This is a genomic window from Streptomyces sp. NPDC007088 (genome assembly GCF_042869355.1).
Taxonomy (GTDB): Bacteria; Actinomycetota; Actinomycetes; order Streptomycetales; family Streptomycetaceae; genus Streptomyces.
The window spans coordinates 71,041-90,976 of sequence record NZ_JBIAFO010000019.1; the positions used below are offsets into that span (position 1 = coordinate 71,041).

The following is a 19,936-nucleotide window of genomic DNA, read 5'->3' on the forward strand; positions in this document are numbered from 1 at the left end:
CCGCCGCCCGCCGCCCGCCGCCCGCCGCCCGCCGCCCGCCGCCCGCCGCCCGCCGCCCGCCGCCCGCCGCCCGCCGCCCGCCGCCCGCCGCCCGCGTGGCGTTCAGAGGCACTGAGTGCACCTGACGGCCCGCCACTGCCCCGCGGGGTGGTCACGGGGCCCGGCTCGCACACTCGTCTGCCGCACGACTTCGTCCGTGGCGGCCCGGTGGGGCGCGAAGCCGTAAAGCTCACGAGGTCCGCTTCCGCTTATCCGGGGCTGGCCGAGGACTCGACGGTGTCCGATGGGCCGGCCGCTGGGTGCGCGGCCCCGTCACCGTCGTCCGCTCCGCAGGAGGACTTCAAGGACTGGCGCGCGGCCATCAGCGCGAAGCCGAGCAGGTTGGGGCCTCGCCACTCTTCGGGTTCCTGGGCGCGCGGGTCGTCGGCGGCCAGGCCGATGCCCCATACGCGGTCCAGCGGGCTGGCCTCCACGAGGACGCGATCGCCTGTGCCGAGGAGGAAGGCGAGCAGGCCGGGGTGGGAGGAGAACTTGTGGACGCTTCCCTCGACCACGATGCGGAAGCGCTCCCGGTGCCACGTCCGCTCGTCGAAGTCCCGCACCAGTCGTCCTGCGATCTTCGCCTGCGCCGGTGTCGGTGCCGCGAGAGCGGCCCGCTCACTCGCCAGGTCACCGAAGAGTCTCGCCTTCTCGGCCATCATCCAGTGCTCGGCTGTGGCGTACTCACGCTCACCCACCCGGAAGGGAGTGGGCCACCACTGGCTCAAACAGCTCTTGTCGAGCCGGCCGTCCACTCGCTGCCGGTGCCCCCAGAAGAAGAGGTATTTCGGTGGCCTTCGCGCACTGGCGTCGTCCGCGCCGTCGCCGCCCCGTTCGTGGGCGCGGAGCGCTTCCCACGTATCGATCCCGACCATGCGCGTGAGTGTGTCAGCCGCTACGGACAACCCGTCGTGATTTTTTGGGAGGGCTCGACAACTGGTCGACAGATTCCGTCGAGTAACCAAAAGGAAACAACGGAATCACTTGTTGAAGGAACGCTGCTCTGCCAGGATCGGCACTCACATTGAGCCAGGGCTACGGCGCCCGCAGCCGAGGCTCAGGTGCCGGAGGAGAGCGACATGAGCAACCGCTTCCAGCCACGGGACAGGTTCGCGGCAGGCGCGCAGTACATCGGCGGCCGGTTTCGCGTCGGGACGTCAGGACGCCGGCAGTCGGTGGTCGACCCCGCAACCGGCGACGAGGTGTTCACGTACGAACTGGCTGGGACCCGGGATGTGGACGAGGCGGTGGCCGCCGCCCGCGCGGCGTTTCCCGGCTGGGCCGCGACGACCCCCGCAGAGAGGTCCGCACTGCTTCAACACCTCTCCGCCGTCCTCGCGGAGCGAGCCGAGGAGTTCGCCCAGGCGGAGTCGCTCCAGTGCGGGAAGCCGATCAAGTTGAGCCGCGAGTTCGACGTGCCGGGCACCGTGGACAACGCCGCGTTCTTCGCGGGCGCGGCGCGCCATCTCGAAGGGCGGGCCGCAGCCGAGTACAGCGCCGACCACACGTCGTACGTACGTCGCGAACCCATCGGCGTCGTGGGGTCGATCGCGCCGTGGAACTATCCACTCCAGATGGCTGCCTGGAAGATCCTTCCGGCCGTCGCCGCCGGAAACACCATCGTCCTGAAACCGGCGGAGCTGACGCCGTTCACCTCTCTGCTCCTCGCCGAGGCGGCAAAGGAAGCGGGCTTCCCCGACGGCGTCGTCAACATCGTCAACGGCGCGGGGAAGGACGCGGGGGAACGGCTCGTCGCGCACCCGGACGTCGTGATGACGTCCTTCACGGGATCGACGGCGGTAGGGAGACGGGTCTCGGAGATCGCCACGACCACCATTACCCGGCTCCACCTGGAACTGGGCGGGAAAGCCCCCTTCGTGGTGTTCGACGACGCGGACCTCGACGCCGCCGTGCACGGCGCCGTGGCCGGCAGCCTCATCAACACGGGGCAGGACTGTACCGCCGCCACGCGCGCGTACGTCCAGCGTCCTTTGTACGAGGCCTTCGTGCGCGAGGCCGCCGCGCTGATGGAGACGGTGCGGCTCGGAGACCCCTTCGCCCCGGCGACGGACCTGGGCCCCCTCGTCAGCCACGCCCAGCGCGACCGGGTCTCCGGGTTCGTCGACCGGGCACGCTCGCACGCCACCGTCGTCACCGGCGGAACGGTGCCCGGCGGCGTCCTGAAGGACGGCGCGTACTACGCGCCGACGCTCATCGCGGATGCCGCGCAGGACAGCGAGATCGTCCAGGCCGAGATATTCGGCCCCGTGCTGGTCGTGCTGCCGTTCGACACGGACGACGAGGGACTGCGACTCGCGAACGACACACCGTACGGGCTCGCCGCCTCCGCCTGGACACGGGACACCTACCGGGCCCATCGCGCCACGCGCGAGATCAGGGCCGGCTGCGTCTGGGTCAACGACCACATCCCGATCATCAGTGAGATGCCGCACGGCGGCTACAAGGCGTCCGGTTACGGCAAGGACATGTCGGCCTACTCCTTCGAGGAGTACACGCAGGTCAAACACGTGATGTTCGACAACACCGCGGTGGCCAGGAAGGACTGGCACCGCACGGTCTTCGGAGACAGATAACCCCCGGCGGCCGGACCACCGCCGCCGCACTCGCCAAATACGTTCACCCGAAAGGGCACAGCGCATGGAAGAGTTCGATCCGGACCGGATGTCAGCCGCGCAGCGGTCGTCGATGCTGCGAGCGCTACGCGGTGACTGGACGGGGCGCAGGAACGCCGCTCGTGCACGGCCGGAACGTCGCACCGTGCTGCGCGCGGCGGGCGGCGGAGTGCTCGCGGCGGGTGGACTCGCCGCACTCTCCGCCTGTGGCATACCCCCCGCGGCCAGGACCGATGACGAGGCGGCCGCGTCCGAGGACCACTCGGTGAAGGAGAAACAGGTCACCTTCTCCAACTGGACCGAGTACATCGACGTCAGTGAGGACGAACGACACCGCCCGTCGCTCGACGCCTTCACCAAGCGCACCGGGATCAAGGTCAAGTACACCGAGGACATCAACGACAACGTCGAGTTCTTCGGGAAGATCAAGCCGCAGCTCGCCGCCGGACAGGACACGGGGCGCGACCTCATCTGCGTTACCGACTGGCTGGCCGCCCGGCTCATCCGGCTCGGGTGGGTGCAGAAACTCGACCCGGCCAACCTCCCGCACGCCTTCACCAACCTGTCCCCGCAGTTCCGCAACCCGGACTGGGACCCCGGGCACGCCCACTCGTACCCCTGGGCCGGTATCTCCACCGTCATCGCCTACAACCTGAAGGCCACGGGAGGGAAGGAGGTGACCTCGCTCTCCCAGCTCCTGGAGAACCCGGAACTCAAGGGGAGGGTGGGACTCCTGTCCGAGATGCGGGACACGGTCGGCATGACCCTCCTCGACATGGGCAAGGACCCCGCCACCGTCACCGGCGACGACTTCGACGCCGCTGTCGCCAGGATCCAGAAGAGCGTCGACAGGAAACAGGTGCGGCGCTTCACCGGCAACGACTACATCGCGGACCTCAGCAAGGGGGATCTCGCCGCCTGCCTCGCCTGGGCCGGCGACGTCGTGCAGCTCCAGGCCGACAACCCCGACATCCGGTTCCACATCCCGGACAGCGGCTACATGACCTCGACGGACAGCCTCCTTGTGCCGAACAAGGCCAGGCACAAGGAGAACGCCGAGCGTCTCATCGACTACTACTACGAGCTTCCGGTCGCGGCGCGGCTTGCGGCGTGGATCAACTACGTCTGCCCCGTCGACGGTGTCCGGCCCGAACTGGCGAAGCTCGACAAGGACGCCGCAGAAGATCCGTTGATCGTTCCCGACAAGGCGACGGCCGCGAGATCGCACGCCTTCCGCTCGCTGGGAGCGAAGGAGGAGGCGGCGTACGAGAAGAAGTTCGCCGCCCTGACCGACGGATGACCTCTCCGGGGCTCCCGGCACGGGCGAACCGTGCCGGGAGCCCAGGGGACGGGGCACGGTGCGGCGGCATGAAGCGCAGGGAGAATCGTCGCGCACGGGCGTGGGTTCCCGGCTCCGTGGCAGTGCCCCGACCAGCGCCGGTCGGTGTCCTTCGTCGGTGCGGGAAGAGGTGGGCGGAGAGCGGGCGGGGACAACTGCGCGAACACGTCGCCCGAGTTGCAGAAGCGGCTCCTGATCTCCGAGCCGTGCTCCAGCCTTCTCCGGCCCGTTACCCGCCGCCTGCCCCGCTCAGCCCGCTCCCGCCTCTCGTCCACCGTGATCTCCCAAGTCTTTCCTTCCACTGTTCGGCTCCTGACGCCGGCCACGACCCGTGTCGGCGCCCCTCGTCCCGCCCCGTCTCCTCACATCCCCGGGATTCAGCTCATGACGACCACGACGCCCCCCGCCGCACCGTCAGCCTCGACCGAACGGGGCGGCGCCGTCCGCCTCACCGGCATAGGAAAGAAGTACGGTCAGTTCACCGCGGTGCACCCGTTGGACCTCACGGTGCCCCAAGGGTCCTTCTTCGCTCTGCTCGGAGCGTCCGGCTGCGGCAAGACCACCACCCTGCGCATGATCGCCGGCCTTGAGGTGCCGAGTTCGGGCACCGTCCACCTCGGCGACGAGGACGTCACCGGACTGCCCCCGTACAAGCGGCCGGTGAACACCGTCTTCCAGAGTTACGCGCTCTTCCCTCATCTCGACATACAGGAGAACGTCGCCTTCGGGCTGCGCCGACGGGGCGTCAAGTCCGTCAGGAAGCAGGTCGACGAAATGCTGGATCTGGTGCAGCTCGGTGACTTCGCCCGCCGCAGGCCGCATCAGCTCTCCGGGGGCCAGCAGCAACGCGTAGCCGTGGCCCGAGCGCTCATCAACCGGCCGAGGGTCCTGCTTCTGGACGAGCCGCTCGGGGCGCTCGACCTCAAACTGCGGCGTCAGATGCAGCTTGAGCTCAAGCGCATCCAGACCGAGGTCGGCATCACCTTCGTCCACGTCACCCACGACCAGGAGGAGGCCATGACGATGGCCGACACGGTCGCCGTCATGAACGCGGGCCGGGTCGAGCAACTCGGCTCTCCGGCGGACCTCTACGAGAACCCGCGGACCACGTTCGTGGCCAACTTCCTGGGGACGTCCAATCTTCTGGCGGGGCACGTCGCGGACGTGTCCGGGGAGGACGTCGCGGTGACGGTGCGGGGTACGACGCTGTCGCTCCGCGGCGACCGCTGCGCGACGTCCCCTGCTCCGGGTGGCGACATCCTCCTTGGCGTGCGCCCGGAGAAGGTGTCCCTCGTCCCCGCCGAGGACGCCGCGGGCATCCCCGCCGGGCGAAACCGGGTGACGGGGCGGATCGCCACGTCGAGCTTCATCGGTGTCTCCACGCAGTACGTGATCGACACCCCGGTGTGCGGAGAATTCGAGGTGTACGTCCAGAACATCGAGCGCGACGCCCGCCTCGTTCCCGGCGCCGAGGTCGTCGCCCACTGGAGTGCCGCGCACAGCTTCGGCCTGGGCGCGGACCAGGACATCGACGCAGGCGTACGGACCGCCGACACCGGGGAGGAAGCCGCGTGAACCTCACCGACGCGCCCTCCGCACCGCCGTCGGCGACATCGGGGCCCCCGGGGGAACCGCGACAGCACCCGAAGGGGCGGCCGTCACGCGCGAGGGGCCGGTTCATCCCGTACTGGCTGCTTCTCCCGGGGCTCCTGTGGCTCCTCGCCTTCTTCGCACTGCCCATGGTGTACCAGGCGTCCACCTCGGTGCAGACGGGCTCACTGGAGGAGGGCTTCAAGGTCACGTGGCACTTCGCCACGTACTGGGACGTGTTCAGCGAGTACTGGCCACAGTTCCTGCGCTCCCTCGCCTACGCCGCGGTGGCGACGGCGCTGTGCCTGCTGCTCGGCTATCCGCTCGCCTACCTCATCGCCTTCCGGGCGGGGCGCTGGCGCAACGTCGTCCTCGTCCTCGTCATCGCCCCGTTCTTCACGAGCTTCCTCATCCGTACGCTCGCGTGGAAGACGATCCTCGCCGACGGCGGCCTCGTGGTGAACGCACTCAGCGCGCTGCACCTGCTCGACGTGACGAGCGCCCTGGGGATCACGGACGGCGACCGGGTCCTCGCGACGCCGCTCGCCGTGGTGTGCGGCCTCACGTACAACTTCCTGCCGTTCATGATCCTGCCGCTGTACACGTCGCTGGAACGGATCGACGGCCGTCTGCACGAGGCGGCGAGGGACCTGTACGCCGCTCCGTTCACGACCTTCCGCAAGGTGACGTTCCCGCTGTCCATGCCGGGCGTCGTGTCCGGAACCCTGCTCACCTTCATCCCGGCGTCCGGCGACTACGTCAACGCCGACCTGCTCGGCTCGACGGACACCCGGATGATCGGGAACGTCATCCAGACGCTCTTCCTGCGGGTGCTCGACTACCCGGCCGCAGCGGCTCTGTCGTTCATCCTCATGGCCGCGATCCTCGCGGCGGTCACCGTCTACCTGCGCAAGACCGGGACGGAGGATCTCATCTGATGACCGCACAACCTCAGCCCACTCCGGAGCCCACTACGGTGCCGGCCGCGCGTGAGCGGACGGCTGCCCCGACGTCGCCGCCCCGGTCGGGCCACGCGCACTCCGCTGACTCCGGCCCGAACAGCGAGGAGGCGCGTACGGCGCGAGCGACGCGTGGTCCGTCGGGGCGGCGTGGCGGCCCTCTCGGGACACTGCGCGGGAACCTCGTCGTCATCGCTGGGCTCTGCACCCTCGCCTACATGATCCTGCCGAACATCGTCGTCATGGTGTTCTCGTTCAACAAGCCCAACGGACGCTTCAACTACGAGTGGCAGCGCTTCTCCACGGACGCCTGGACGGACCCCTGCGGCGTGGCAGACCTGTGCGGCTCCCTCTCGCTCAGCCTGCGGATAGCGGGCTGGGCCACTCTGGGCTCCACCGTCCTGGGCACCATGATCGCTTTCGCCCTGGTGCGCTACCGGTTCCGGGCGCGCGGTGTCGTGAACTCACTGATCTTCCTGCCCATGGCCATGCCGGAAGTGGTGATGGCGGCATCGCTCCTGACGCTGTTCCTCAACATGGGCGTGCAGTTCGGGTTCTGGACGATCCTCATCGCACACGTCATGTTCTGCCTGAGCTTCGTCGTCACCGCTGTCAAGGCGCGCGTCCTGTCCATGGACCCGGCTCTGGAGCAGGCGGCCCAGGACCTGTACGCCGGGCCGGTCCAGACGTTCCTCCGCGTCACCCTGCCCATCGCGGCTCCCGGTATCGCCGCCGGAGCGCTGCTCGCCTTCGCGCTGTCCTTCGACGACTTCATCATCACCAACTTCAACGCCGGGTCCACCGTGACCTTCCCGATGTACGTGTGGGGGTCGGCGCAGCGTGGCACCCCCGTGCAGATCAACGTGATCGGGACGGCGATGTTCGTCATCGCCGTACTCGTCGTCCTCCTGTCGACGGTCTTCGGTCACCGCCGCAAACGCACATGAGGGACGGGTGGGTGGATGGGGCGGGGCACCCAGCAACGTGACGTCGCGCACCGGCCACGGTATGCCGGCCCCGTCGCCCCGTCGCCCCGTCGCCCCGTCGCCCCGTCGCCCCGTCGCCCCGTCGCCCCGTCGCCCCGTCGCCCCGTCGCCCCGTCGCCCCGTCGCGAACGGACCATCCGTAATCACCGCATCATCCGCCCAACCGTGCCCCGAGGCACGTCTGTAGGGAGTTGACATCATGGCCCCGAGCGCCATGAGCAGCCGTTGGAACGACTCGCTGGCCGAGGCCAGGCCCATCGCCTACTGGCTGGACGATCCCGGCAGGCCCGCTCCGCGACCCGCGCTGACCAGCGACGTGCGCTGCGATCTCCTGGTCGTGGGAGGCGGCTACAGCGGCCTGTGGACCGCATTGCGCGCCAAGGAACGTGATCCGGGGCGGGAGGTCGTGCTCGTCGAGGCCAAGGAGGTCGGCTGGGCGGCGTCCGGCCGTAACGGGGGCTTCTGCGCGGCGTCGCTCACACACGGTCTGCCCAATGGCCTGGAGCGCTGGCCCGGGGAGATCGAGACGCTGGAGGCGCTGGGAGCGAGCAACCTGGACGGCATCGAGACGTCGCTCACCCGCTACGGCATCGAGTGCGACTTCGAGCGCACCGGGGAGATCGACGTGGCCACCCAGCCGCATCAGGTGGCGGAACTGCGCGAGTTGCACGAGACCGCCGAACGCCGCGGCGTCGGTGGGCTGGAGTTCCTCGACCGCGACGCCCTGCGCGCGCAGATCGACTCGCCGACCTTCCTCGCCGGGCTCTACGACCGGCGCGGCGTCGCGCTCCTGAACCCGGCCCGACTCGTCTGGGGACTCAGAAGCGCCTGCCTCGCGCTGGGGGTCCGCATCCACGAGCGCACTCCCGCCCTCGACCTCGCGAAGGCCGGCCCGGGGATGGCCGTACGGACCCCCTACGGGAGGGTGCTGGCCCGGCAGGTCGCTCTGGGGACCAACGTCTTCCCCTCCCTGGTGCGGCGGCTGCGTCCCTACACCGTCCCCGTGTACGACTACGCGCTCATGACGGAGCCGCTCTCCGACAAGCAGAGGGACGCGATCGGCTGGAAGAACAGGCAGGGGCTCGGCGACAGCGCCAACCAGTTCCACTACTTCCGGCTGTCCGCCGACAACCGGATCCTGTGGGGCGGGTACGACGCCGTCTATCCGTACGGCGGAAGGGTGCGCGCCGAACACGACCAGCGGCCCGCCACCTTTCGGAAACTCGCCGGCCAGTTCTTCCACTGCTTCCCCCAGTTGGAGGGGCTGCGGTTCACGCACGCCTGGGGCGGGGCGATCGACACGTGTACACGGTTCTCGGCGTTCTTCGGGACGGCGCACGGTGGCCGGGTCGCCTACGCGGCCGGCTACACGGGGCTGGGCGTCGCCGCGACGCGGTTCGGGGCCGACGTCATGCTCGATCTGCTGGGGGGCGAGGACACGGAGCGCACGCGGCTGGAGATGGTGCGGACCAAGCCCCTGCCGTTCCCGCCCGAGCCCTTCGCCTGGGCCGGCATCGAGCTGACGAAACAGTCGCTGGCCCACGCGGACCGGAACGGGGGACGCCGCAATCTGTGGCTGCGCGCCATGGACAGGTTCGGCCTCGGGTTCGACAGCTGACGTCCGCCCCGTCCGCCGCCCCGTGTGACGGTCCTCACCCCTACGGGGCAACGGAAGTCGCGTAATGCCGGGGCGGTGGAGCCCTCTCCTTCGTGACAGGCGCGACGTCGCGAGGAACGCCGCGCGGGATCACGGCAGGAGGCTCCCACCATGACGGCCACGACCGGCGCCGGGGACGACAGGACCGCAACCGAATGGCTGGCATCGGCCGCACTCGACCCCGAGGCATGTCTGCGTGCCTGGGAGAGCGACCCGCTCGGCGTCGTGCTGCTGCCCGCCGGACGGGTATGGGACGTGCTCGTCCTGGGGGGCGAACTGGGCCGGCTCACCCTTGAGGTCCTCTACGGCGTTCTCGACCGGCCCGGCCCCGTCCTCGCCGACGCCGACGAGTCCAGGATCGGCTTTCTCGTTCCCCCGGGCACCGCGGCTCACTGGATCGGTACCGGCGTACGGGGCGCGGGAAACGGGACGTGGATCGTCGTGCCGCGTCCGGATGTCACCTCGGGCTCCGTCCACTGGCTCGTCCCGCCGGACAGCTCGGGAACCCTGAGCGACCCCGTCCTCCTGGAACTGGCCATGCACGAGGCGGCGGTCCGGCTGTCCGCGAGGAGCAGGGAGCGGGATGCCGCGCCCCCTGCCGAAGCCACAGGCGGTATGACGGAACGGGGCGCCGGAGAGACGGAACGGGGCGGCGTCGAGGAAGGATGACGGTGGTTGTTCTCCGGGCCACGAGGCGCCCGGCACTGGGACGCGGTGGGGCAGCGCTGCTCCTGGACACGCTTCCCGGCCCTCGTGTCCTGGTCCGTCTCGCGTCCCCCGGCGGCGACAGCACACTCGCCGCGGCGCGACGTGCCCGACACCCGAACGGGGCCCCGTGCCTGGGCTTGTTCGCGCCGTCAGGACCGCCGACGGGGCCTGTCCGGTACGCCGTCAGCGCCCTCGGGCGGTACGGCGGGAAAAGCCGCCGCGGGCCCTCCGCGCGCGACGTGTCCGCGAGCGACGGCGAGAAACAGGCACTGGAGGAGCGCGCCGGCGAGGGACCAACTGGCGACGACGTCCGAAGGCCAGTGGTAGCCCTGGCGCACCAGCCCGTACCCGACGCAGAGGCTCACGAGCGCCCAGGCGGCGACGAGCCCCCGGCGCAGCGCTCTGCCGTGGCCGCCCCGTAGATGCGGAAGGAGGAGCAGGACACAGGCTCCGTAGGCCACCGTGGCCGTGGCTGTATGACCCGACGGGTAGTAACCCAGTCCTTCCGCCGTGGGCTGGCCCGGACGGTCGAACAACTCCTTCAGCGGAACGATCAGGAGGGGGACGGCCGCCATGGCCAACGCGGCGGCGGCCCCGGGTCCCCACCAGCGCGACGTCGACCGGCGCCGTGCCCACCAGGAAGTACCCACGACGACGAGGGCCAGCACGGGGAGCGCCACACCGCTGTTGCCCAGGTCCGAGAAGAGTTCGGCGAGCCCACGGGGAAGCAGCCCGTGGTCGTGGACACCGACGCCCAGGCGCTCGTCCAGACGGCGCACTGGACCACCCACGCCGATCTGCCAGCTGATCACTGCGAAGACGAGCAGGCAGGCCGCCAGAACGGCAGCCGGACGCCCCGGAACAGGGGGGGTGGTTCCGGGGCGTCCGCCGGGACCGGGGTGCCGCGCGCCCCGGGGGGTGTGGGGCGGGCGGCCATCCGATCGGTGAGGATTTCCGGAGCCGTCGGCTCCGGTGGTGTGCGCGAAGGCACAGCCAGGACGAAACCGGGGAAGCCTCGTCCGGGCGCCGCCCGCAGTCGCCTGCGAGCGGGGTGTTTCTCTCATCTGCCCCGAACCTACGACAGGCAGCGAGCCGTCCGACAGGTGCACGGTCATCCCCCCATCGCCCCCCCACACCTTCTTCACAGTGTCCGCTGGTTACCGCAAGTCACACGGGGCGCGGTGTCAGAGCGCGGCCAGGGCCTCCTCCACCACGTCGAGCGCCTCGTTGAGGAGTGCCTCACCGATGACCAGCGGCGGAAGGAAGCGTACGACGTTGCCGTAGGTCCCGCAGGTGAGCACCAGGACCCCCTCGGCGTGGCACGCCTTCGCGAGGGCCGCCGTCGCCTCCGGGTTCGGGTCCTTCGTGCCGGCCCTGACGAGCTCGATGGCGATCATGGCGCCGCGTCCGCGGACGTCGCCGATGATCTCGTGCTTCTCCTGCAGGGCACCGAGGCGCTTCTTCATGAGCTCCTCGATACGCCGGGCCTTGGCGTTGAGGTCCAGCTCCTTCATCGTCTCGATCGCGCCGAGCGCCGCGGCGCAGGCCACCGGATTGCCCCCGTAGGTGCCACCGAGGCCGCCGGAGTGCGCGGCGTCCATGATCTCGGCGCGCCCCGTCACCGCGGACAACGGCAGGCCCCCGGCGATACCCTTCGCCGTCGTGATGAGGTCCGGGACGATGCCCTCGTCCTCGCAGGCGAACCACTGGCCGGTGCGGCAGAAGCCCGACTGGATCTCGTCGGCGACGAAGACGATGCCCTTGTCGCTCGCGAACTGCCGCAGCGCCGGGAGGAAGCCCTTGGCCGGCTCGATGAAGCCGCCCTCGCCGAGCACCGGCTCGATGATGATGGCCGCGACGTTGTCGGCCCCGATCTGCTTCGTGATCTGGTCGATGGCCTGGGCCGCCGCCTCGGGGCCGCAGTTCTCCGGCCCCGTCGGCCAGCGGTAGCCGTACGCGACGGGCACTCGGTAGACCTCGGGGGCGAACGGGCCGAACCCGTTCTTGTACGGCATGTTCTTCGCGGTCAGAGCCATTGTCAGGTTCGTGCGACCGTGATAGCCGTGATCGAACACGACGACTGCCTGGCGCTTCGTGTAGGCGCGTGCGATCTTGACGGCGTTCTCGACGGCCTCGGCACCGGAGTTGAAGAGCGCCGACTTCTTCTCGTGGTCGCCCGGCGTCAGCTCCGCGAGCTGCTCGGCGACGGCGACGTAGGCCTCGTAGGGCGTGACCATGAAACACGTGTGGGTGAAGTCCGCCAGCTGCGCGGTCGCCCGACGGACGACGGCCTCCGCGCTCGCGCCGACGGTGGTGACGGCGATCCCGGAGCCGAGGTCGATGAAACGGTTCCCGTCGACGTCCTCGAGAATGCCACCGTCGGCGCGGGCCGCGAAGACCGGCAGCGTGGAACCCACGCCCGCGGCCACCGTGGCGGCACGGCGGGACTGAAGCTCCTGGGACTTCGGCCCGGGGATGGCAGTGACGACGCGGCGCTCCTGCGGAATGGCGCTCATGAGGGCTCCTGTGATCATTGGGATTCCATGATCCGGGTGCACGGACCCGGGATCCGGACCGCCGCGCGACGTTCGCCGTCGGCATCGGGGCCCGGGGGTGCGGGGCTCCGTCGTCTCACGGCGCGTCCGCTGTTCCAGCTCTTTGATCGCAGGCTAGAGGGGCCGGGCAGCGTCTGGGATGTGCCGTTCGGGAGCAGTGGGTCCGCTCCGTTGTCCGTGATGGACACTACGGAGCCTGTCCGCCGCAGACGGCCGGCGTCGCGCTGAGCGCTATGTCCGTTCCTCACGCTGGGTGCAGCACTTAGGGGCAGTCCCGTTGCGCCGCCTCGCCTACGTCGCGCCGTCACATTCCTTGCTTACGTCGCGCCGTCACGCCGCCCACGCCGCCCACATCGCGCCACGTCGTCGCTACGCCGCGTCGTCATGTCGCCCACGTCGCGCCGCGGGCGTATCGGATGTCGGCTCACGAGGCGAGCGGCCACGCATTGCCGGAGCGGTCCGGGCGTGAGGCGCCGGAGCTGTCCGGCCACGCCGATGCGCTCCGTTCCCGGTTCGCGAGGGGTGTGTCCCGGGATGAGGGGGGGCCGAAAATCTTCCTTTCAGGCGTGCATCGGCCTCTCACGGCTGCGGGGACACTAGATTGAGCCGCGATCGACCCGTGCCGAGCGGCACGTCACGGTGGACCGGCAGGTCAGGGGGCAAGGCCATGGAAGCGGACGGCAGGTACGAGGCGCACGGACCGGATGCGGACGCTACGCCCCGCACGGCCGGCGGGCCCGTCGCCGGGCAGCCGGACCCCTACGCCACGTGGGTGACGGAGGAAGAGCAGCCTGGACCGTTCGACGGCGCCCGCCCGGCGCGCATCGGCGAGGGTCACCAGCGCGACGTGGCGCGGACGGGGCTCAGCGCGGACGGGGCGCGGACGGGGCCCACCTCCGAAGACGCGCGGACGGCGGCCAACGACTTCGCCACCGCCTCCGCCGAGAACACCGCAGACGGGTTTCCGGCGCAGGGCCCTGTGCGTGATGCCGTCTCCGAGTCCGTCGGCGGCCCGGACGAAGCCCATCGGTTCCTCCCCGAGCAGGAGGCGCCGTACACGTCGCGCCGGGACATGGCTTTGCCGGTGGACCTGGGCGCGGCACAGGACAGGTTTGGTGAGCGATCAGACACGTCCGTCCCACCACCCCCGCGCCGTGCGCCGCAGCCCGCACGCCCCGTACCGGCTCCGCCGAGCCGGCCGCCCGGTCAGCCGCCCCGGCCGCAGTGGAGTCCCGGTCATCCCGGGGCAGGGGTGGAAGCGCGGCCGGCCCCCGGCGCGATGTTCCTGGCGTGGCTCCGGACGCCCCGACCCCCGGCAGCCCCCGGCATCTGGCGGTTCGGGCACGTCCCCCGCCCCGTCGACGAGCCGGAGCCGCTCCCGACGCGGCAACTCCTGAGCGGGGCCGCGCTGGCTCTCCTGGTGGGCTGGCTCGTGTGGTCGCTGTTGTTCAACGGCTATCTCGGCGGCACGTGGTGGCTTGCCCCGATGTGGGCCATGGTCCCCGACGCGGCGGCGCGGGGGCACTCACTGGGCGCAGTGGTCGTCGCCTACCTGTACTACGCCGTCGTCACGCTGATCATCGCGATCGCCGTGGGAAGACTGGGGCGCTGGGCGGAGGTATGGCGCCGTTACGGCCCCCGGGCCTGGTGTCCCGCCGCCCCGACGCAGCCCCCGTCACCGTCACCCGAGGAAGACCCCGCCCAGTGGCCGGAGCTGCGGGCCGCGGGAGCCCACGCGGCGGCCGACCGCCTCGCGGCCGAGGCGAGCGGCGGACGGATGCGCGATGTGGACCATGCCCGTCTCGTCCGCGCCTGGCAGACGGTGCGGGCGGGCTGGCAGTCACCGAGCGTCTTCGAGGCCGAGGTGATGCGTGACGGGGCGGCGGCCTGCCCGCACCCCTCCGGGCAGCGCGATCTGGCGGGCCGGGCCGCTCGGCACGATCTGTTCACGGGGCAGGTGCGCATCGGCACCACTGCCGACGATCCCCACAACCCGTACTCGTACCGGGAGACCGGTCTCGCTCTCGGCGCGGAGATTCTGGGTACCTCGCTCGTCGCGGTGGGGCCCGCGGGTGCGGGTAAGACCGCGCAACTGGTGCGCCCCCTGGCGGAGGCGCTCTGTCTGCAGGCCCTCGCGGGGCGCACCTCGGTCGTCGTGGTCGGAGCGGCTGGTGCCGGTCTCGGACGCGACGAGGACTACGACGTCGTTATCAAGATCAGCCGTCCGGAGTCCGTGTACGACCTCGACCTCTACGGTGGCGCCGTCGACGCCGACGAAGCCGCGGCGGTCCTCGCGGAAGCCCTCGTGGGCGATCTGGCCGCACAGCACCGGGTGGGCGACACCCGTCGGCCGGCGACGGTGCTCGCCCAGCTCATCGGCCCCTTCCACGCGGTGCACGGACGCTTCCCGTCGGTGCCGGAACTGCGGGAACTGCTCGACGGGGCGCCGGGGCCCCTCCAGGCACTGCTCGACGCCCTGTCCAAGGCGGGGCGCGCGGCGATGGTGCGTGACCTGGAGTCGCGGCAACGCCAGTCGGGCCACGCCGGTGACCCGGCGGCTCAACTGGCCGACCGCATCGCCCTGCTCGACAGGCCGGCCTTCGCCGACTTCTTCGACACGTCCGGACGCAGCAGGCCGTTCTCGCTGCGGGCTCTCGATCACCCCGTGCGGGTACGGATCGATCTTCCGGCACGCGGACACACCGAGGCTTCCGCCATCATCGCCCGGCTCGTCCTCGCCCAGTTCACGGCGAGTGTCAGCGTCCGGGAGGACAGGTCGCTGTTCGCCTGCCTCGTCCTGGACGACGCCGCGGGTGCCGTCACGCCGGAGACGGTGCGCGCGATCCAGGCGATGCGCTCGGCCTACGCCGGTGTCGTGCTGACCCTCCGCACGCTGGACGACATCCCTCGCGCCCTGCGCGGCCCCCTCCTCGGAGCCGCCGGGTGCCGCATGGCCTTCTCCGGCGTCACGCCGTGGGACGGCCAGGACTTCGCCGAGACCTGGGGCAAGGAGTGGCGCGAGATCCGCGACGTCACCGACCGGCAGATCGTCGCGGATGAACCGCTCGCCAAGGTCACTCACTTCCTGCGCAGGGCGATCACGGGGAAGGCGCCCACGGCGCAGTCCGTCACGGTGCGGCAGGTGGAGCGGGAACGCTGGTCCGCCTCCGAACTCGCCCACGCCGTCCCGCCCGGCCACGCCGTCCTTTCCCTCACCACGGTGCGTGGGGAGCACGCGCCGCCGCTCCTCGTCGACCTTCGCCACTGAGTCGTCCGGCCGGTGTCCGACGCCGCCTCCGGGCACCCCGAGGCGGCGTCGGATCGCCGCTGCCGGTGCCGCTGCCGCTACGGTCAAGGGAACGGAATCCGGGACGGTGAGGGGCACAGGTGGACGCGCTTCCGGACGGAGCGCCGCACCGCGCCCGGGGACAGCGTGAGACGACACGCCCCTTCTGTCTCTGTCCGTACTGAAACCTCTCCGCCATGCCTTTTGTCTTCTTCACGCCCAGCGGACCGGGCGCTGTGCCGGCGCAGGACGGTCGTTCCATACAGTGAGGCACAATCGACGGTGTTCGTTCATACACGTCGGCCATAGCTGGAGATACCCGCAGGCCATGGGGAGCATCCGCTCGGTACCCGCCCCGTATGCCCCGTCCTAAGGTCGGAAGGTTCCATGCCGCCCACACTCGCCTCGCTCGTCCAGCACTCCGCCCTCAAGCTCACGGTGCGCGCTGGGCAGGACAAACTGGACACCCCCGTGCGGTGGGCGCACGTCAGCGAGCTGGCCGATCCCGTTCCCTACATGAACGGGGGCGAACTGCTGCTCATCACCGCGCTCAAGCTGGATGCCGAGGATCCCGACGCGATGCGTGGATACGTGCGGCGGCTTGTCGAGGCGGGCGTGGCCGGGCTGGGGTTCGCGGTAGGCGTCAACTACGAGGACGTACCGGACGCTTTGATCGCCGCCGCCGAGGCGGAGTCCCTCCCCCTGCTCGAAGTGCCGCGCAGGACCCCGTTCCTCGCCATCAGCAAGGCCGTGTCCGCCGCCATCGCCGCCGAGCAGTACCGCGCCGTCACGGCCGGATTCGCCGCCCAGCGGGAACTCACGAAGCAGGCGCTGGGGCCGGGACCCGAGGGCCTGCTCGCCGCACTCGCGGCACAGCTCGACGGCTGGGCGGCGCTGTACGACGCTTCCGGCGCCGTCGTGGCCGCGGCACCGCAGTGGGCGGCCCGCCGCGCGGGACGCCTCACCGCCGACGTGCAGCGGCTGCGCGACCGCCCGGCGCCGGCCAGTGCTGTCGTCGCCGCCGCCGAGGACCGCGTGGAGTTGCATTCCCTCGGGACGGGGCGCCGCCCACGCGCCGCCCTGGCCGTGGGTACCGAGAGCACACTCGGTACGGCTGAGCGGTACGCCCTGCACGCGGCGATCGCGCTCCTGACTCTCACGACCGAGCGTTCGCGCGCCTTCCAGGCGGCGGAGCAGCGCATCGGAGCCGCCGTGCTCGGCATGCTGCTCGCCGGCGAGTCCGATCACGCCCGCGCGGCGGCGGGGGATCTGTACGGCCCTCTCCTCGACGCGCCGTTCCGTCTGATCATCGCCGACGCCGCGGCGGCCCCCGCAGCACGGGGCCATGGTGCGGCGACGGGGCGGGGAGCAGGCCGCTCATCGATCCCGGGGGCGCCCGCGAGGCGCACTGGTACAGGCGCCGACGTCCCTACGGAGGCGGCCTTCGGCCCGCTCGTGGAGGTCGTCGAGAGCGCCGCCGCCCGCGCCGCGGAGCCCGTCCTCGTCGTACAGGACGGCGCACGCCTGATCCTTCTCGCGGTCAATCGCGGCGCCGTCGCAGCCGCCTGCTCGCAGTACGCCGCGACGCACGACGCCGCGCGACACTCCCGCGACGCCTCGTCCTCCGCCGGGGACGAGGACCTCGTCATCGGACTGTCCGCCCCCGCCGGCCCCATCGCGGCAGCCGCGGCGTACAAGCAGGCGGAGCAGGCGCTCTCCGTGGCACGCCGCAGAGGCCGCGTGCTCGTCGAGCACGAGGAACTCGCCACCGGCTCGGTCTTGCCCCTCCTCGCGGACGACGCGGTGCGCGCCTTCGCGGACGGCATGCTGCGGGCCCTGCACGACCACGACGCGACCGGACGCGGCGACCTCGTCGCCTCCCTGCGTGCCTGGCTCGCCCATCACGGCCAGTGGGACGCCGCAGCCGCCGAACTGGGGGTGCACCGGCACACGCTGCGGTACCGCATGCGCCGGGTCGAGGAGATCCTGGGACGCTCCCTGGACGACCCCGACGTCCGGATGGAGCTGTGGCTCGCCCTGAAGGCGACCACGTTCCCCGGCGGGACGGCCTGAAGCCCAGCGCGGGAGTCACACCACGTCGCCGCGCCGCCCGCGCCTCGTCCCGGCGGTGTGCGGGGCGAGCGCGTGACGAGTTCCTGCCGCCGGATCGGCGCGGCAGGACCACGTAGGTGCGATGTGTGCGCGACGTACGAGATGAGAGCGCCCGGTGCGCCGGTACGCCATTACGGCGCATCGTCCCGCCCGGCCGCTCCGTAGCGGACAAACGACGGGCCCCGGGACAGCCCTTACGGTGAGCCCGGAGGCACTGGTCTCCGGGCGACGCTGCACGAGGCAGCGCCGCACCACCCACACCCACTGCGGAAGGGCCGGGACTCGCGATGACTTCCCACCACGCCTTCTGGCTCGCCGGCCGAGAGGCCACGGGCGAGACCACCTTCGACGTCACCTCGCCCTGGGACGGACGCCTCGTCGGTACGGTCGCCGTGCCCACGGAGGATCAGGTCGAAGAGGCCGTCGCGGCCGCCTACGCGGTCCGGGACGAGTTCGCCGCCACCCCTGCCCACGTACGCGCCGCGGCCCTGGAGCACGTCGCACGACGCCTCGTGGAGCGCACCGAGGAGATCGCCCAGCTGATCTCGGCGGAGAACGGAAAGCCGATCAAGTGGGCACGCGGCGAGGTGGGCCGCGCCGTCTCGGTCTTCCGCTTCGCGACGGAAGAGGCGCGGCGCTTCAACGGGGGAGAGGCCCAGCGCCTCGACACCGACGGCGGCGGCGAGGGCCGCATCGGCCTGACCCGGCGCTTCCCGCGCGGCGTCGTGCTCGGCATCGCCCCGTTCAACTTCCCGCTCAACCTGTGTGCCCACAAGGTCGCTCCCGCACTCGCGGTGGGCGCCCCGATCATCCTCAAGCCGGCCCCCGCCACGCCGCTCTCCGCGCTCGTCCTCGGGGAACTCCTCGCCGAGACGGAACTGCCGGCCGGAAGCTGGTCGGTCCTGCCGGTCGGCAACGAGCGGATGCCGCGGCTCGTTCAGGACGAGCGCCTGCCCGTCATCTCCTTCACGGGCTCCGAGAAGGTCGGTTACGCGATCATGGACTCGGTTCCGCGCAAGCACTGCACCCTCGAACTGGGCGGCAACGGCGCCGCCGTCGTCCTCGCGGACTACTCCTCGGACGAGGACCTCGACTGGGCGGCCGGCCGGATCGCCACGTTCTCCAACTACCAGGGCGGACAGTCCTGCATCTCCGTACAGCGGGTGATCGCCGAGGCCGCCGTGTACGACCGTCTGCTGCCGCGCATCGTCAAGGCGGTCGAGGCCCAGAGCACCGGAGACCCCTCCGACCCGGCGACCGAGGTCGGTCCGCTCGTCAGCGAGGACGCCGCGAAGCGGGTCGAGTCCTGGGTCGACGAGGCGGTACGCGCGGGAGCGAACCTGCTGACCGGCGGCCGACGCGACGGGGCGGCGTACGCGCCCACCGTCCTGACCGACCTGCCCGCGGACACGACCCTCGCGTCCGAGGAGGTCTTCGGCCCCGTCCTGTCCGTGGTCCGGGTCGACGGCGAGGAAGAGGCGTACGCCGCGGTCAACGACTCCAAGTACGGGCTCCAGGCCGGCGTCTTCACGCACAACGTGCAGTCGGCCTTCCGCGCGCACCGTGCCCTGGAGGTGGGCGGGGTCATCATCGGCGACGCCCCGTCCTACCGTGCCGACCAGATGCCGTACGGCGGCGCGAAGCTTTCCGGCGTGGGTCGTGAAGGCGTGCGGTTCGCCATGGAGGACTACACCTATGAACGGATCATGGTCTTCACCGGTGTACAGCTTTAAGGACGGCCTACCGCAGTAAGTACAGCCAACCGCAGTAAGGACGGCCTACCGCAGTAAGTACGGCTGTAGGTACCGACGCCATACCGCCGTAGGCGTGGGAGACGGTCGCGTCGGCCGGTGACGGGCGGACGGTGCGGGGACGGGTTGGACGGTGCGGGGACGGGGCGCTCTGCCGGGCCCCGTCCCCGCCCCCGTCGTACAAGCGGCTCGGCGGCGTCAACGAGACGAACGCGGCGGCCCGGGGTGACTTCCACCACCCAATGACAGGCGAGGTGCGCCGGTAGTCTCCGGGCACCTCGGCGACAGGGCGCTCCCGTAAGCCGGGGCCGGCCCCCGTCC

Annotated in this window: 13 protein-coding genes; 10 read left to right on the forward strand and 3 right to left on the reverse strand. The window is 71.0% G+C overall.

Features of this window, described 5'->3' with window-relative positions; all coding sequences use genetic code 11:
• Nucleotides 1-248: 248 nt before the first annotated feature.
• Nucleotides 249-914: an NADAR family protein gene (locus ACFYMP_RS25805; RefSeq protein ID WP_388861919.1), complete on the reverse strand. Its 666-nt coding sequence runs from the start codon at nt 912-914 to the stop codon at nt 249-251.
• A gap of 204 nt (nt 915-1,118) precedes the next feature.
• On the opposite strand from ACFYMP_RS25805, the gene ACFYMP_RS25810 reads away from it, so the two are divergent.
• From ACFYMP_RS25810 to ACFYMP_RS25840, 7 genes are all read left to right on the forward strand, one after another.
• On the forward strand, nt 1,119-2,633 hold the full coding sequence (locus ACFYMP_RS25810) for a gamma-aminobutyraldehyde dehydrogenase (protein ID WP_388861921.1): 1,515 nt from the start codon (nt 1,119-1,121) through the stop codon (nt 2,631-2,633).
• Between the two features lie 64 nt (nt 2,634-2,697).
• A complete protein-coding gene (locus tag ACFYMP_RS25815) occupies nt 2,698-3,972 on the forward strand; it encodes a spermidine/putrescine ABC transporter substrate-binding protein (RefSeq protein WP_388861923.1) in 1,275 nt (424 codons plus the stop codon).
• A gap of 423 nt (nt 3,973-4,395) precedes the next feature.
• The gene (locus tag ACFYMP_RS25820; protein ID WP_388861925.1) at nt 4,396-5,586 is read left to right on the forward strand and encodes an ABC transporter ATP-binding protein; all 1,191 of its coding nucleotides are present in this window, start codon (nt 4,396-4,398) and stop codon (nt 5,584-5,586) included.
• Nucleotides 5,583-6,539 carry an ABC transporter permease gene (locus tag ACFYMP_RS25825; RefSeq protein ID WP_388861927.1) on the forward strand — a complete coding sequence of 319 codons (957 nt, stop codon included), beginning with the start codon at nt 5,583-5,585 and terminating at the stop codon, nt 6,537-6,539. The genes ACFYMP_RS25820 and ACFYMP_RS25825 overlap by 4 nt, the downstream gene beginning before the upstream one ends.
• Before the next feature lie 239 nt (nt 6,540-6,778).
• Entirely contained in the window at nt 6,779-7,507 is a 729-nt protein-coding gene (locus tag ACFYMP_RS25830; protein WP_388861929.1) for an ABC transporter permease, read from the forward strand.
• Between the two features lie 238 nt (nt 7,508-7,745).
• The gene (locus tag ACFYMP_RS25835; protein ID WP_388861931.1) at nt 7,746-9,164 is read left to right on the forward strand and encodes an NAD(P)/FAD-dependent oxidoreductase; all 1,419 of its coding nucleotides are present in this window, start codon (nt 7,746-7,748) and stop codon (nt 9,162-9,164) included.
• A 150-nt stretch (nt 9,165-9,314) separates the two neighbouring features.
• Nucleotides 9,315-9,872 (forward strand): hypothetical protein, encoded by a 558-nt coding sequence (locus tag ACFYMP_RS25840; protein WP_388861933.1) that lies wholly within the window; start codon nt 9,315-9,317, stop codon nt 9,870-9,872.
• Nucleotides 9,873-10,060: 188 nt separating this feature from the next.
• On the opposite strand, the gene ACFYMP_RS25845 is transcribed toward ACFYMP_RS25840, so the two are convergent.
• Complete coding sequence (locus tag ACFYMP_RS25845) at nt 10,061-10,723, reverse strand: phosphatase PAP2 family protein (protein WP_388861935.1); 663 nt, start codon at nt 10,721-10,723, stop codon at nt 10,061-10,063.
• A 372-nt stretch (nt 10,724-11,095) separates the two neighbouring features.
• Nucleotides 11,096-12,427 (reverse strand): 4-aminobutyrate--2-oxoglutarate transaminase, encoded by a 1,332-nt coding sequence (gene gabT, locus ACFYMP_RS25850; RefSeq protein ID WP_388861937.1) that lies wholly within the window; start codon nt 12,425-12,427, stop codon nt 11,096-11,098.
• Nucleotides 12,428-13,538: 1,111 nt separating this feature from the next.
• Here gabT and ACFYMP_RS25855 point away from each other — a divergent pair.
• The 3 genes from ACFYMP_RS25855 (at nt 13,539) to ACFYMP_RS25865 (ending at nt 19,597) form a co-directional block, all read left to right on the forward strand.
• Nucleotides 13,539-15,734 (forward strand): ATP-binding protein, encoded by a 2,196-nt coding sequence (locus tag ACFYMP_RS25855; protein ID WP_388862028.1) that lies wholly within the window; start codon nt 13,539-13,541, stop codon nt 15,732-15,734.
• Nucleotides 15,735-16,139: 405 nt separating this feature from the next.
• Nucleotides 16,140-17,825 (forward strand): PucR family transcriptional regulator, encoded by a 1,686-nt coding sequence (locus ACFYMP_RS25860; protein WP_388861939.1) that lies wholly within the window; start codon nt 16,140-16,142, stop codon nt 17,823-17,825.
• A 326-nt stretch (nt 17,826-18,151) separates the two neighbouring features.
• A complete protein-coding gene (locus tag ACFYMP_RS25865) occupies nt 18,152-19,597 on the forward strand; it encodes an aldehyde dehydrogenase family protein (RefSeq protein WP_388861941.1) in 1,446 nt (481 codons plus the stop codon).
• Nucleotides 19,598-19,936 lie beyond the last annotated feature (339 nt).

Excerpts from the sequence above, each read along its gene's own strand:
- ACFYMP_RS25855 (WP_388862028.1), top strand. The coding sequence starts at position 13,539 with ATGGCTTTGCCGGTGGACCTGGGCGCGGCACAGGACAGGTTTGGTGAG.
- ACFYMP_RS25805 (WP_388861919.1), bottom strand. The coding sequence starts at position 914 with ATGGTCGGGATCGATACGTGGGAAGCGCTCCGCGCCCACGAACGGGGC.
- ACFYMP_RS25810 (WP_388861921.1), top strand. The coding sequence starts at position 1,119 with ATGAGCAACCGCTTCCAGCCACGGGACAGGTTCGCGGCAGGCGCGCAG.
- ACFYMP_RS25865 (WP_388861941.1), top strand. The coding sequence starts at position 18,152 with ATGACTTCCCACCACGCCTTCTGGCTCGCCGGCCGAGAGGCCACGGGC.
- ACFYMP_RS25835 (WP_388861931.1), top strand. The coding sequence starts at position 7,746 with ATGGCCCCGAGCGCCATGAGCAGCCGTTGGAACGACTCGCTGGCCGAG.
- ACFYMP_RS25860 (WP_388861939.1), top strand. The coding sequence starts at position 16,140 with ATGCCGCCCACACTCGCCTCGCTCGTCCAGCACTCCGCCCTCAAGCTC.
- ACFYMP_RS25820 (WP_388861925.1), top strand. The coding sequence starts at position 4,396 with ATGACGACCACGACGCCCCCCGCCGCACCGTCAGCCTCGACCGAACGG.
- ACFYMP_RS25830 (WP_388861929.1), top strand. The coding sequence starts at position 6,779 with ATGATCCTGCCGAACATCGTCGTCATGGTGTTCTCGTTCAACAAGCCC.
- ACFYMP_RS25815 (WP_388861923.1), top strand. The coding sequence starts at position 2,698 with ATGGAAGAGTTCGATCCGGACCGGATGTCAGCCGCGCAGCGGTCGTCG.
- ACFYMP_RS25840 (WP_388861933.1), top strand. The coding sequence starts at position 9,315 with ATGACGGCCACGACCGGCGCCGGGGACGACAGGACCGCAACCGAATGG.
- gabT (WP_388861937.1), bottom strand. The coding sequence starts at position 12,427 with ATGAGCGCCATTCCGCAGGAGCGCCGCGTCGTCACTGCCATCCCCGGG.